The 12,666-nt window shown below is 64.0% G+C and carries 12 protein-coding genes; 3 read left to right on the top strand and 9 right to left on the bottom strand.

Annotated elements, in window-relative coordinates:
- Positions 1-100: 100 nt before the first annotated feature.
- From nudE to BLR26_RS20015, 3 genes are all read right to left on the bottom strand, one after another.
- On the bottom strand, positions 101-658 hold the full coding sequence (gene nudE, locus BLR26_RS20025) for an ADP compounds hydrolase NudE (protein WP_093384731.1): 558 nt from the start codon (positions 656-658) through the stop codon (positions 101-103).
- Positions 659-745: 87 nt separating this feature from the next.
- The gene (locus BLR26_RS20020) at positions 746-1,876 is read right to left on the bottom strand and encodes a helix-turn-helix transcriptional regulator (protein ID WP_093384727.1); all 1,131 of its coding nucleotides are present in this window, start codon (positions 1,874-1,876) and stop codon (positions 746-748) included.
- A gap of 131 nt (positions 1,877-2,007) precedes the next feature.
- On the bottom strand, positions 2,008-3,051 hold the full coding sequence (locus BLR26_RS20015; RefSeq protein WP_045201577.1) for a 3-ketosteroid-9-alpha-monooxygenase, oxygenase component: 1,044 nt from the start codon (positions 3,049-3,051) through the stop codon (positions 2,008-2,010).
- A gap of 144 nt (positions 3,052-3,195) precedes the next feature.
- Here BLR26_RS20015 and BLR26_RS20010 point away from each other — a divergent pair, with 144 nt between their 5' ends.
- The 3 genes from BLR26_RS20010 (at position 3,196) to BLR26_RS27355 (ending at position 5,216) form a co-directional block, all read left to right on the top strand.
- Positions 3,196-4,032 carry an SDR family NAD(P)-dependent oxidoreductase gene (locus tag BLR26_RS20010; protein ID WP_093384723.1) on the top strand — a complete coding sequence of 279 codons (837 nt, stop codon included), beginning with the start codon at positions 3,196-3,198 and terminating at the stop codon, positions 4,030-4,032.
- Complete coding sequence (locus tag BLR26_RS20005) at positions 4,019-4,945, top strand: alpha/beta hydrolase (RefSeq protein ID WP_093384719.1); 927 nt, start codon at positions 4,019-4,021, stop codon at positions 4,943-4,945. The genes BLR26_RS20010 and BLR26_RS20005 overlap by 14 nt, the downstream gene beginning before the upstream one ends.
- 97 nt (positions 4,946-5,042) lie before the next feature.
- Complete coding sequence (locus BLR26_RS27355; protein WP_176794279.1) at positions 5,043-5,216, top strand: hypothetical protein; 174 nt, start codon at positions 5,043-5,045, stop codon at positions 5,214-5,216.
- On the opposite strand, the gene BLR26_RS20000 is transcribed toward BLR26_RS27355, so the two are convergent.
- From BLR26_RS20000 to BLR26_RS19975, 6 genes are all read right to left on the bottom strand, one after another.
- Positions 5,213-5,542, bottom strand: a complete 330-nt coding sequence (locus BLR26_RS20000) for a hypothetical protein (protein WP_093384710.1) — start codon at positions 5,540-5,542, stop codon at positions 5,213-5,215. The genes BLR26_RS27355 and BLR26_RS20000 overlap by 4 nt on opposite strands.
- An 80-nt stretch (positions 5,543-5,622) precedes the next feature.
- Positions 5,623-6,195: a hypothetical protein gene (locus BLR26_RS19995; RefSeq protein ID WP_093384705.1), complete on the bottom strand. Its 573-nt coding sequence runs from the start codon at positions 6,193-6,195 to the stop codon at positions 5,623-5,625.
- Positions 6,196-6,310: 115 nt separating this feature from the next.
- Entirely contained in the window at positions 6,311-7,150 is an 840-nt protein-coding gene (gene yghU / locus BLR26_RS19990) for a glutathione-dependent disulfide-bond oxidoreductase (protein ID WP_093384701.1), read from the bottom strand.
- Positions 7,151-7,252: 102 nt separating this feature from the next.
- Positions 7,253-8,038: a MipA/OmpV family protein gene (locus BLR26_RS19985; RefSeq protein WP_176794278.1), complete on the bottom strand. Its 786-nt coding sequence runs from the start codon at positions 8,036-8,038 to the stop codon at positions 7,253-7,255.
- Between the two features lie 339 nt (positions 8,039-8,377).
- Positions 8,378-11,506: an efflux RND transporter permease subunit gene (locus BLR26_RS19980; RefSeq protein WP_093384696.1), complete on the bottom strand. Its 3,129-nt coding sequence runs from the start codon at positions 11,504-11,506 to the stop codon at positions 8,378-8,380.
- Positions 11,503-12,651 (bottom strand): efflux RND transporter periplasmic adaptor subunit, encoded by a 1,149-nt coding sequence (locus BLR26_RS19975; protein ID WP_176794277.1) that lies wholly within the window; start codon positions 12,649-12,651, stop codon positions 11,503-11,505. Before BLR26_RS19975 ends, BLR26_RS19980 begins: the two co-directional genes overlap by 4 nt.
- Positions 12,652-12,666 lie beyond the last annotated feature (15 nt).

Genomic DNA, 12,666 nt, shown 5'->3' with positions numbered 1-12,666 from the left:
CGCGGGTCCTGCGCACTCCTGTGGGAGCGGGCTCGACCCGCGATCGAGCGCGCAGCGGTCGTAATTCAGATAACGCCTTGTTGCGCAGGCTGCACCGGCCTCATCGCGGGTCAAGCCCGCTCCCACAGGCTCCCATGGCCATGAACAACGCGGCAATGGCCCGGGCCTCATGCAACTCGCCACTGGCTACCCGTGCCGGGATCTGCGCCAGCGGCACCTTGATGCATTCCAGCGGCTCCGGCTCGTCACCTTGCAGAGCACAGGGGCTCAGGTCCTGGGCCAGCACCACCCGATAACGATGACACAAATGCCCGGGCGCCAAGGTCAGTTCGCCCAGCTCGGTCAGCCGCGCCGCCCTCAGGCCGACTTCTTCGCACAGCTCGCGCTGGGCCGCCTGCAGGTAGCTTTCATGCGCCTCGGCACCGCCCTTGGGCAGGCCGAGGATGGTGCCCTCTACGCCCACCGCGTACTCGCGCACCAGCAGCACGTGCTCGGGGTCGGGCATCGCCACCAGCATCACCGAGCGGTAGCCGGTGCCGCGCAAGCGTTCGTAGATGCGCCGCTGGCCGTTGCTGAACTGCAGGTGCAGGGCTTCGATCTGGAAATGACTGCTTTGGGCCAGCAGTTCGGTCTTGAGGATGGTCGGACAGTTGCGCATGTGCAGGCCCCTGGCGGCGGGTGGATACCTGCACTGTGCGCTGTGCCCGGCAACCCGCCATCGTCCAAGCGGACGAGGGCGGGTGCTTCAGCCGAGGGTCGCCACGCTGCGCAAGATCAAGCGCACGAGCATGGTCTGGCGGGTCACGCCGGTCTTGGAAAAGGTCGAACGCAGGTGCGCCCGCGAAGTGTTGCGGCTGATGCCCAGTTCCTCCGAGGCTTCGTCCAGGGTCAGGCCGTTGGCCAGCAGCATCGCCAGCTGGGTTTCGGCCGGGGTGAAATCGAACAGCGCCCGGACGATCTCCTGCGGCGCCGAGGATTGCTGCTCGGGGTCGCTGATGAAGATCACCACGGTCGGGCATTGCTTGCCTTCGCTCCAGGTCGACAGCGGCACCGAGCGCACGATGATGCCAAGGTCGGCGCGCCCGGACGGGCGTTGTACGCGCATGGCCTCGACCACCGAGGGGTTGCTGCTTTTTTGCGACAGCAGTGATTGCTTGACCAGCCGGCGGAACTCCTGGGTGTCGCGTGCGGTGCCGACCTGCAAGCCGTCGTTGACCAGCTTGATGCCGTCCTTTTCCTGGATCAGCCGCTCGGCAACCTGGTTGGTCTGCAGCACCTTGCCGGTTTCGTCGAGGATGATGGTGCCCACCGCCAGTTGGTCGACGGCGCCGGCGTAGAGGTTGCGTTCGGTCTCGATGCGGTTGAGCTGCATGTGCAGTTTGATCGAGCGTTCCAGGTGCGGGATGAAGCGCGCCAGCAGGGCTTTTTCCTGGTCGCCGAAGGCCTGCTCATCGCGCCCGCGGCTGATGCGGATGCGGCATTGGGCGCCGTCGCCGGTATTGATGTCGGCCCCGAGGATATGGAACACGTCCACCGGCTCGAGAAAGTTCTTGTAGAACTCCGATTGCAACAGCTCGTCGTTGGAGACGTAGCTGGCGAGGGTCACCACTTCGCGGTTGGGCAGGTCGACGAACGGGTCGAGGGCGAAGAAGTGCTTGTTGTACGAGGCGGTGGTTTCGCTCGAACTGCCGGTGGTGTTGACCATCAGGCCGTCAACGTGGGCGCTGGGCGGGCGCAGAATGAAGGTGACGTATTTGCTCTGTAGCTGCAGGTTGAGCTGGTTGAGGAAGGTGACCCAGGGAATGTTCTCCATCGGCCCTTGATAGAGGTGACCGAGCAAGTCGCTGAATGACTCGAGGGTGAGGCACGGCTGCATAGGGAACTACCATTTTTTATTATTAGCGTTGGCGATGGCAGAGAATAGTCGGCGTTAACGCGTGCACGCAACGCTCCGTACACGCATCCGGACAGGCGTAGCGCACGCCTGTCCAAAGCGCTCGGCAAGGCTCAGGCGCGCTCGCCGTCAAGCACCACGAAACGCTTGCTGTCGGCGGTTTCGGCAGGCAGCAGGTCGACGTCGGTATAGAACTGCTCATACCAGCGCCGCAGCTGGTACACCGGGCCGTCGCCGTCGCACAGCAGCGGATTGTCGACCCGGGTCTTGCTGTGCCAGATCGCCACGTCTTCGTAGAAAGCCGCCTGGGCCTGCTGCACGTAGGCCTTGGCCATGGCCTGGTTCTGCTCCTCGCTCAGGCCGGGGATCTTTTTCACCAGCACGCCGTAGCGCAGGGTGAAGCTGTTGAGGTCGATCGGCACATGGCAGTTGAGCAGGATCGAATGGATCGGCTGGCCGTTCATCGCCCCGGTCATTTCGGTGATCTGGTAGGCCGGGCCGAAGTAGGTGGCCACCGTGCTCAGCTCGCTGTCGCCAGACAGCCGTTCGCTGCGCGCACGCATGACCTGGGTGGCCAGGTGGCCTGCGAAGACGTTGCTGAACTCGGCCACCGGCGCGCCATGCACGGTGCCGAAGTGGGCCATGTCGGCGACGTTGTCGATCAGCTCGCGGCAGTTGGTGTCGATCTGCAGTTCGGCCACTTCCCAGGCGGCCCACTGGTCACTGAAGCAGGCGTCGATGCGCGGGATCACCTGCTCGGCAATCGGCGGGTTGCCTTGCGGGTCGTTCCAGACGAACAGCAGCTGGTTTTCTTCCATGATCGGCCAGCGCTTGACCTTGGCCCGTGGTGGAATGCGCTTGGCGTAGGGAATGTCGTCGCACACGCCATCGGCGCCCCAGCGCCAGCTGTGGAACGGGCAGCGGATCGAGTTGCCTTCGATGCAGCCGGTGCTCAGGTCGGCGCCCATGTGCGGGCAAAAGCCGTCGAGAATGTTCAGCTGGCCGTCTTCACCCTGGAACGCCACCAGGCGGGTGCCAAACACGTCCAGGCGGTGGGCCTTGCCGTCGCGGTAGTGCGCGGCCAGGCCCAGGCAGTGCCAACCACGGGCGTAACGGTCTTCCAGCAGCTTGGCTTCAATGCGGTGCAGGGTGCTCATCTTATTGTTCTCCGGGGTATCACGGGGTGTGCTGTGCGAGTGATTCTGCCGCCCCTGTACCAGCAGGCATCGTCTGAACGGACGATGGCCGGCCGTGGGCTGACGGCTCTACTGGCGCAATCAAGCCAGCAGCAGGAGAACGCAATGAGCAACGAGCAGGGGCGGGTGGCGGTGATTACCGGCGCCGCCAGCGGGATCGGCCGGGGCCTGGCCGAGCATGCGGCAGGGCTGGGCATGCAGCTGGTACTGGCCGATGTCGATGGCCCGGGTTTGCAGGCGCTGAGCGCGCAACTGCAAGGCCAGGGCGTGCAGGCCATTGCCCAGCTGACCGACGTCAGCGATGTGGCCCAGGTCGAGCGCCTGCGTGATGTCGCCCTAGCGCATTTTCAGCGGGTCGACCTGCTGTTCAACAATGCCGGGGTGATGCAGACCGGCTACAGCTGGCAGATCAGCCACGAGCAGTGGCAGCGCATGCTCGCCATCAACCTGCAAGGGGTGATCAATGGCATCCGCAGCTTTGTGCCGCTGATGCTCGAGCAGGGCCACCCGGCCCAGGTGATCAACACCGCGTCGCTCGCCGGCTTGCTCAGCAGTCCGTTGATGGCGCCCTACAACGTCACCAAGCAAGCGGTGGTGGCGTTATCCGAAACCCTCAAATACGAGCTGGACATGCTCGGCGCGCAGGTCTCGGTGGCGGTGCTCTGCCCGGGGCCGGTGGCCAGTGACATCATGGCCTCCAACCAGGCCCGCGAGCAGGCCGACGCCACTTTCAGCGCCGTGCTCGACGAGCACATTCGCCAGGGCATGACGCCCCGCGAGCTGGCCGCCCAGGTATTCGCCGCGCTGGCCGAGCGGCGCTTCTGGATCTTCCCGCACAAAGACTTCAAGCCCGCCCTGGAGCTGCGCTTGCGCAGCATCCTTGAAGAAACCAACCCGCAGTTCCAGATGATCGCCGAAGGAGACGCCCATGCCGCTCGATAAACAGATCGCCGCCGTGCTCGAACAGTTCAGCGTCCAGGGGGAGCCCGACTACCACCGGCTCGATGCCGTGCAGTATCGGCAATATGCCGACCACCTGTTGCCGCCGATCCCTGGCGCGCAGATGGCCGAAGTGCGTGAGCTGCGCGTGGCGGGCGCCGCTGGCGAGCTGGATGCCCGCCTGTACCGGCCGCTGGTGCAAGACAACCTGGCGCTGCTGGTGTTCTTCCACGGCGGCGGCTTTGTCATCGGCACCCTCGATACCCATGACCATCTGTGCCGGGCACTGGCCAGCGCCACTGGCGCGGTGGTGGTGTCGGTGGCCTACCGGCTGGCACCGGAGGCGCGCTTTCCGGCGGCGCCGCTCGATTGCTATGCCGCCACCTGCTGGCTGGTCGAACATGCCGCCAGCCTGGGCGTCGACGGCAGCCGCCTGGCCGTGGCCGGCGACAGCGCCGGGGCCAACCTGGCGATCGCCGTCAGCCGCCTGGCCGCAGAGCGCCAGGGCCCGCAGATTCGCTACCAGTGCCTGTTCTACCCGGTCACCGATGGCCGCTGCGACACCCCGTCGTACCAGGTGTATGGCGAAGGGTATCTGTTGTCGCGGGCGATGATGGCCTGGTTCTGGCGCAGCTACCTGCAACAGCCCGAGCAGGTCGAGGAGCCACTGGCCTCGCCGCTGCTCGCCGAGTCACTGGAGGGTTTACCCGCCACCACCCTGATCACCGCCGAGTACGACCCATTGCGCGACGAAGGCGAAGCCTTTGCCCAACGTTTGCAACAAGCAGGTGTGGCCACCCGCCTGGAGCGTTGCCAGGGCATGGTGCATGGCTTTATCAGCATGAGCGCGTTTGTCGAGGGCGCTGCCTTGGCCCTGGCCGGGGCCGCGGCCGACCTGCGCCGGGCGCTGGGCTGAATGGCGGCGGCCTAGTCCGTTTGGACGAAGCAGGTTGTCGCAGCAGTTTCTAGTCTTGAGCGCACAACGTCTTTTCCTCACCTGTGGTGGAATGGCCATGAAAACAACAAGAACAATTTGCCTTGCCTTGACCGTCTGCGCCTTTGGCGCTGTCTACAGCGCCTTGCTGACCCGCCCGCTGCCGGCGCCGGTGACCATGGCCTATTACTGCCAGCCCAGCTTCCAGCCGTGTTACATCCCGGTGCCGAGCGTCGCCAGGCTGATGCCTTAGGCCTTGTTGCCCAGGGCCAGCAGCGCCCGCTCGCGGCTCAGTGGCTGGAGGACCCCGGGCGAGCCGCTGATGTGCACGTACAGGTAGTGCTGGCCTTGGTCATCGCGCAGTATCCGGTGCACCTGGGTCGTCTCCGGGTGATACTGGCGCTGGGTGCGGTCGAGCAGCACTTCGTGGTGGTCGATGTGCAGGCGGCGCAGCGCCGCTTCGAATTCGCTGTCGACGGCCTCGCGCAGCTTGCGCATGCGGCGTATCGACAGATAGCCAAGGCCGAAGGTCAGCGCAAAGAAGAACAGCGCCTGTAACAGTGATTTGTAGTGCTCCATCCTGGATTTGATTAGCCCTTGATTCTTGTAGTGGACGGCGCTTGTTTGAGGTCTGAGCGCCGCCTGTGGGCGTTAAAGGCTCATGTCGAAGGCATGGATTCGGTAGGGCAGCTCCATGTCCGGGTATCGCCGTCTTTCTCACCCAGTGCCAAGATTTCCAGGCAGCCCGGGTAAGCTGGTTGCTTATCGGCAGGCCCTTCAATGTAGGTGATGGCCTTGGGTGGGTTTTGCAGTTGCTGCTGGCATTGCTGGACCTCGCTGGCAAATCTTTCAAGGGCAGCGGAAGGGGGCTGAGTCGTGATCATGCCTGCTACGGTTTGCCAGTATTCCGAGGCTGCGTAGCCGCTTGCTCGGCAGTGAGAAAGCGGAGAAACAATTGAACCAACTCCGTCGCCTTCGACTTTAAGTGCTTGCATCTTCTGGTGTTGCGCAGGCAGGGCAGGGCCAACCGGAAGCGCTTCCATGGCCTTGATCTCAGCGACATAAGCCTGAACTTTGGTCAGGTAAGCGGCGGCGCTTTCGCGCTGCTGGTTGTACTGGCTTATTTCGTTGGCGTTGGTGCCGGTGACCTTATACTCAGGTTCGTTGTTGCAGCCCGCCAGGAGAGCAGAGGCGCCAAGGGTGATGATTGCGGTGCGTGTGGTGAACTTCATGTTCTTCAGTTATCTCGCTTCAGGGTCGTTTGCTTGACCTGACAGTGGAGCACAATGGCTATCCCTGCCAGTGTTTGTCGCACAGTACTCGCGTTTGACGTCGAATACTGTTGCCTCAGTCCAGGTCCTGCGCCGAATGCCGCTCGGGCACCTGGCTGGCTTCATCGCCCCAGGTGCGGTTGACCCGCAAGCCGCGGACGACCGCCGGGCGCTCGGCAATGGCTTGCGCCCAGCGTTGCACGTGGGTGTAGTCCTGCACGCTGAGGAACTCGCCCGCCGAATACAGCCTGCCCAGCGCCAGTTGGCCGTACCAGGACCAGACGGCGATATCGGCGATGGTGTAGCTGTCGCCGGCCAGGTATTGGCTTTGCGCCAGGCGCTGGTCGAGCACATCCAGTTGGCGCTTGGTTTCCATGCTGAAGCGGTTGATCGGGTATTCGAATTTTTCTGGCGCGTAGGCATAGAAGTGGCCGAAGCCGCCGCCCAGGTAGGGCGCTGCGCCCATCTGCCAGAACAGCCAGTTGAGGGTTTCGGTTCGACCCGCTGGGTCGCGGGGCAGGAACTCGGCGAATTTTTCTGCAAGGTAGAGCAGGATCGAACCCGACTCGAACACCCGCACCGGCGGTTGCACGCTGCGGTCGAGCAGGGCGGGGATCTTCGAGTTGGGGTTGATCTCGACGAAGCCGCTGGAGAACTGCTCGCCTTCGCTGATGCGAATCAGCCAGGCGTCGTACTCGGCGCCGGCATGCCCGAGGGCCAGCAGCTCTTCGAGGAGGATGGTGACCTTGACGCCATTGGGCGTGGCCAGGGAGTACAGTTGCAGCGGCTGCTTGCCCAGCGGCAGGGCCTTGTCGTGGGTCGGGCCGGCCACCGGGCGGTTGATGTTGGCGAACTCGCCGCCCGACGGCGCGTCGTGCTGCCAGACCCGAGGCGGGACGTAGGGTGCCTTGCTCATGCGATGAACCTCCTGGTGTGCTCGAGGGGCTCATGTTCGGGCCTGGCGCGCGCTCTTGTCAAACCGCGCGGCCACTGCTGCCCGGGCGCAAAAGCCAGCGTTCTAGAAGCTGTACTCAAGCACGCTGGCGATCGAGGTTTGTACCCGCCGCTCGACAATCGGGCTGTCGCTCACATGCCCGGAGAGGTTCTGTACATCCAGCAGGGTATGCAGGCGGGTGTTGTCGCTCAGCGGCAGGCTCCAGGTCAGGTTGACGCCCTGGCTGACCAGGCCGCCGTGGGTCTTGTGCGCGGCAAAGCGGCTGTTGGCCGCTTGTTGCGCGCTGACGCCATACCAGGTACGGACGTAGTCGGCGTCACCAAACAGCGCATTGACGTTGCCGCTCAGGCTGCCGAAATCGCCTTCGTACAAGGTGGTGCCGACGCTCAGTTCGAGGGTCTGGTAGGCGGAGCCGGTGTCTTTGTTGCTGTCTTTTTTCAGCGCATGCTCGAACGTTGCACCGAAGGTGACCGGCCCCCAGGTGTAGGAACCTTCCATGCCCAGCAGCGCGCGGGATTTGATCGAACCCATGCCACGCAGGCGGTCGGAACCGCGGTAGCCTTTCTTGCGGTCCTTGCGCTCGGCGCTGGTGCCGATGTAGGTGCTGAAACTGGCGTCGTCCCAATCGTGTTTCCAGCCCAGGCCTTTGTCCCGCAGGAACAAACCATAAGGGCTTTCGATCTCGAAGCCGAGCACCGGTGCCGTAGAGCGCTCACTGCTGCCACTGTAGCGGGGGGCATTGGCGGCGCCGCCTTGCAAGGTGAACTGCCACTCTTGCGCCAATAAGTTCGCTGAGGCGCTCACCAGGCAGAGACCAGTCAACGCAGTGTAGATCCTTGTCGTCTTCATGGGGGTTACAGTGTTCCCGTAAATTTAAGTCTGATCAGGGTACGGGGCTTTGTTGTTAGTATCCGTGAGCAGGATGTAAAACTCTGTTAGTGGCATATTTATTCAATGGCTTTGCAGTTTTTGTAGAACATCCGGCGAAGCCCGAAGAGCAACTTGGAGAACAGCAGTACCCAACGGCTCAATAGCCGATGACAGGCAATAACGTTTGCCCTGGCTGTTACGGGTTTCATCAAAATTAAATAGCGGCTAGATATGCTTATTGGCGCCGCAGGGGACAAATACCGCTATTAACCCGAGGGTGTGCGAATAAAGGAGAAATGCCCGCGCGGCGAAGAGCGCTTAAACTGTCTGATCATTATTTGCCTCTGCCAGTTGCTGTTGTGCCGCCGCCCGGTCTTGCGCAGTCACGTAAGTGAGTTTTGCCAGGCGCGGGGCCAGCCAGTTGTTCAGGTCGTCCATATAGCTGAACACCACCGGTACGAAGACCAGGCTGAGCAAGGTTGAAGTCACCAGCCCGCCGATCACGGCAATTGCCATGGGCGCGCGAAAACCTGCATCGGCGCCGCTGCTGAGGACTGCCGGGAGCATACCGGCGACCATGGCAAGGGTGGTCATGACAATTGGCCTGGCGCGTTCGGCGCCCGACTGCATCAGTGCCAGGTGCCGAGGCATGCCGGCGCGGCGCTTTTCGATGATGAACTCGACCAGCAGAATCGAATTCTTGGTGACGATGCCCATCAGCATCAGCAAACCGATAACCACCGGCAGGTCGATGGCGGCGCCATACAACAGCAGGCCGCCGATGGCCCCGCCGACCGCCAGGGGCAGCGAGACGAGGATGGTCAGCGGCTGCAGGAAGTCACGAAACAGCAGGACCAGTACGGCAAACACCATGAGGATGCCGAAGGTCATGGCCGTGGCGAACTTCTCGAACATTTCATTCATGTACTCGGCGTCGCCATACTCCACCTCGCGCACGCCAAGGGGCAGGTGCTGCAAGGCGGGGGTGGCCTGGATCACTTCCAGCGCCGAGCCGAGGCTTATGCCGGCGAGGTCGGCGTCCACCGAGATGCGCCGCAGCCGGTCGAAGCGTTCGATCCTTGTCGGGCCACTGCCGTAGTCGATGTCGGCGACACTGTGCAGCGCCAGCGTGCCGCCGTTGTCGCTGGCCACCCGCAGGTTGCGCAGGGTGTCGAGGTCGCCTTGCTGTCCCTCGGCCAGTTGCACGCGAATCGGTACTTGCCGGTCGTGGAAGTTGAAGCGCGCTGAATTGGCATTGATATCGCCCAAAGTGGCAATTCGCGCCACGCTGCCGATGGCCTGGGCACTGACGCCAGAGCGGGCGGCCTCATCCAGGCGCGGGCGGATCAACAGCTCCGGACGCGGCAAGGGTTCGTTGACCTGGACATTGGCCAGCCCCTTGATCATGCGCATATCGCTTTGCAGCGCGTAAGCGGCCTGGGACAGTTGCCGGGCGTCGGCACCGACGAGAATCACCGAGATGTCTCGCGCCGCGCTGTCGCTGCGAAAGGCAAAGCGCACATCGGCGAACTCACCGAGGACCGGTCGTAGTGCGTGCTCGAATACCTTCTGACTCATCTCGCGTTGCTCGGGTGGCACCAGGCGCACCAGCAACTGGCCGCTGGCGACATCGGTGGCGCCGGAGGCATCTTCGCCGCCGGCGGTGCTGAAGACGAACATCACCTGCGGCTGCTGGCGCAGTTTCGCGGCCATCTGTTGCAGGGTCCGGTCGGTCTGCGCCAGGGGCGTGCCGGGTGGCAGGGAGACATCGATGCGGCTCAGGCTGGTATCGCTGACCGGCATGAAGCCCGAAGGCAGCAGCGGTACCAGGGCAAAGGAAGCCAGCAGGAAAACCGCCGCGATCACCAGGCTTTTGCGCCGATGCGCCAGTGCCCACTCAAGCAGGCGCAGATAGCGCGCGAGCAAGCCAGAGGGCGCTTGCGTTGCCTGCAACTGATGCTCAGTCGATTTGGGCTTGAGTAAGTAGGCGGCCATCAGCGGCGTCAGCAGCCGTGCCACCAGCAGTGAGCTCAACACCGCTGCCGACACGGTGATGCCAAAGGGGGTGAAATACTGGCCGACAAAGCCGCCGATAAAGCTCACCGGCAGGAACACCGCAACGATGGTCGCGGTAATTGCCACCACGGCGAAGCCGATAGCATCTGAGGCGTCAATGGCGGCCTGGTAGGGGCGCTTGCCCTGGTCCAGGTGCCGCTCGATGTTCTCGATTTCGACAATCGCATCGTCGACCAGGATGCCGATAACCAGGGTCAGGGCCAGCAAGGTGATGCTGTTGAGGCTATAGCCGAACCAGGCCATGGCGGCGAAAGTCGGCAGGATCGACAAGGGCAGGGCGATGGCCGCCACCAGGGTCGCACGCCAGTTGCGCAGGAACAGCAGTACCACCAGCACCGTCAGCAGCGCGCCTTCGATCAGGGTCATGATCGCGGCGTTGTAGCTGGCCAGCGTGTAGTCGACCATCGAGGCGACCTGCTGGACTTCGATGTCCGGGTGATGTTGCTGCAGGCGCTGGAGCGCAGCCTCAACCCCTGCGGCCACCCGGGTATCGCTGGAGCCCTTGGCACGAAACACGGCAAAACCGACCACCTGCTCGCCATTCAGGCGCGCCAGCGAGCGCATTTCACCGGCGCCATCGACCACGCTTGCCAGCTCGTTCAACCGCGCCCAGCGTCCGTCCGGCAGGGCGATTGGCGTGTCGCCCAGGGCTTGCACGGTCAGGGCGCTGCCCAGTGTGCGTATGGATTGCTCGCTGTCGGCGAGAATCGCCCGCCCGCCGGGCACGTTGCTGTTGCTGTGCAGCAGCTGGGTGTTGACCTGGTCGGCCGAGATACCCAGCGCCTCAAGGCGCTCGGGCTTGAGTTCGACCTTGACCTCACGCTCCAGGCCGCCCAGGCGCTGCACTTTTTGCACCCCGGGCACGCCAAGCAGTTCCCGGCCGAGTACATCATCGACAAACCAGGACAGGTCCACGGCATTGCGCGCACTGGATTTGACGGCGTAGTTGAGGATCGCCCCGCCCTCGACATCAATGCGCGTGACCAGCGGCTCTTCGATAGTCTGCGGCAAGTCCGCGCGAATTTGCCCGATGGCATCGCGGATGTCGTTGGCGGCGCGGTCGGGGTCGACACCGAGCTGGAACTCCACGGTGGTGACCGAGATGGCATCGGCGATCGTCGAGGTAATGTGACGGATACCGGCCAGGCCGGACACCGCGCGCTCGACCCGCTGGGTGACCGCATGTTCGAGTTCGCTCGGCGCGGCACCGACCTGGACCACGGCGACGGTGATCACCGGAAAGTCGACCCGTGGGTTGGCGTTGATCGGCAGGTCGGCAAAGGAGATCCAGCCGGCCACGGCCAGCACCAGGAACAATACCAGGGTCGGGATGGGCCGCCGAATGGCCCAGGACGACACCGCCAGGTTCATTGCTCCAGCTCCTGTGCCAGGCTGACCACGTCGCCGTTGCGCACGAAGGCCGAGGCGCTTGCCACCACCCGCTCACCGGCGCCAAGGCCGCTGCTGACCTGCACCCGCAGGCTGTTGCGCTGGCCAAGGACCACGCTACGCACGCTCGCCTGGCCGTGGGCATCAAGGACCATGACGGTGGCGCCGCCATCCTCGGCAAGGGTCACCGCCCGTAGCGGAATGACCACCGCCGCGGCGGTAGTGCCGGTTTCGATCCTGCTACTGGCGAAACTGCCAGCGCGCGCATCGGCCGTTGCCGCGAGGCTGATGCGCACGCGCCCCAGGCGGGTGCCGGCATCCACCTTGGGCGCCAGCAAACGCACCGTGCCGGCTACGCTCTGGTCCATGCCCGCGACCTGCACCTGGACCGCAGTACCGACCCGAATTGCTTGCAACGCACTTTGCGCCAGTTCGCCATCGAGCTCGAGTTGGCCGTCACGGATCAGTTTGAACAGCGGCTCGCTACCGGCCATGGCGCCCAGCCGGGCGTGACGTTCGGAGATGATGCCGTTGACCGGGGCGAGGATGATGGCCTTGTCGCGGCGAGTGCGGGCGTCAGTCAGTTGGGCGATGGCCTGTTGGTGCTCGGCCCGGGCGGCAGCTAACGCGGCGGCGCTGGCGTGGGCCTGGGCGCGCTGTTGGTCGAGTTGCTGGGCGCTGACCGCACCGATACTGCCCAGCTCATTGATTCGCGCAAGGCTGGCCTGTGCCTCGATGTCGAGCGCTTGCTGCTGCTTGATCAGGGCTGCGTTGCGATTGAGGGTGGCCTCGGCCTGGCGTACCTGGGCGTCGAGGGTGTCGGTTTCCAGTTGCGCCAACAGTTGCCCGGCCACCACCGTGTCACCTTCCTCGACCAATACCCTGGCGATGCGCGTGTCTTGCAGTGCGGTCCCGATGGACACCTCGTCGCGGGCTACCAGGCTACCGGTGACAAGGAGGGTCTGGCTCACAGTGCCGGGTTCGGCCAGCACGCTGCTGACCTTGAGCAGGGGCACGGGCGCAGGGGTGATGTCCGCTTGTTCGCTGGCAGGCATCACCAGCACCCAGCCTGCCACCAGCAGTAACAGCAGGCCGGTGATCCACAGACGGGGTTTGTCTCGCAGCACAGATACCATCGCGAT

Source organism: Pseudomonas sp. UC 17F4, from assembly GCF_900101695.1.
Lineage (GTDB): Bacteria > Pseudomonadota > Gammaproteobacteria > Pseudomonadales > Pseudomonadaceae > Aquipseudomonas.
Note: the sequence above shows the minus strand (reverse complement) of the source record. Positions and strands in the feature narration are given on the sequence as shown.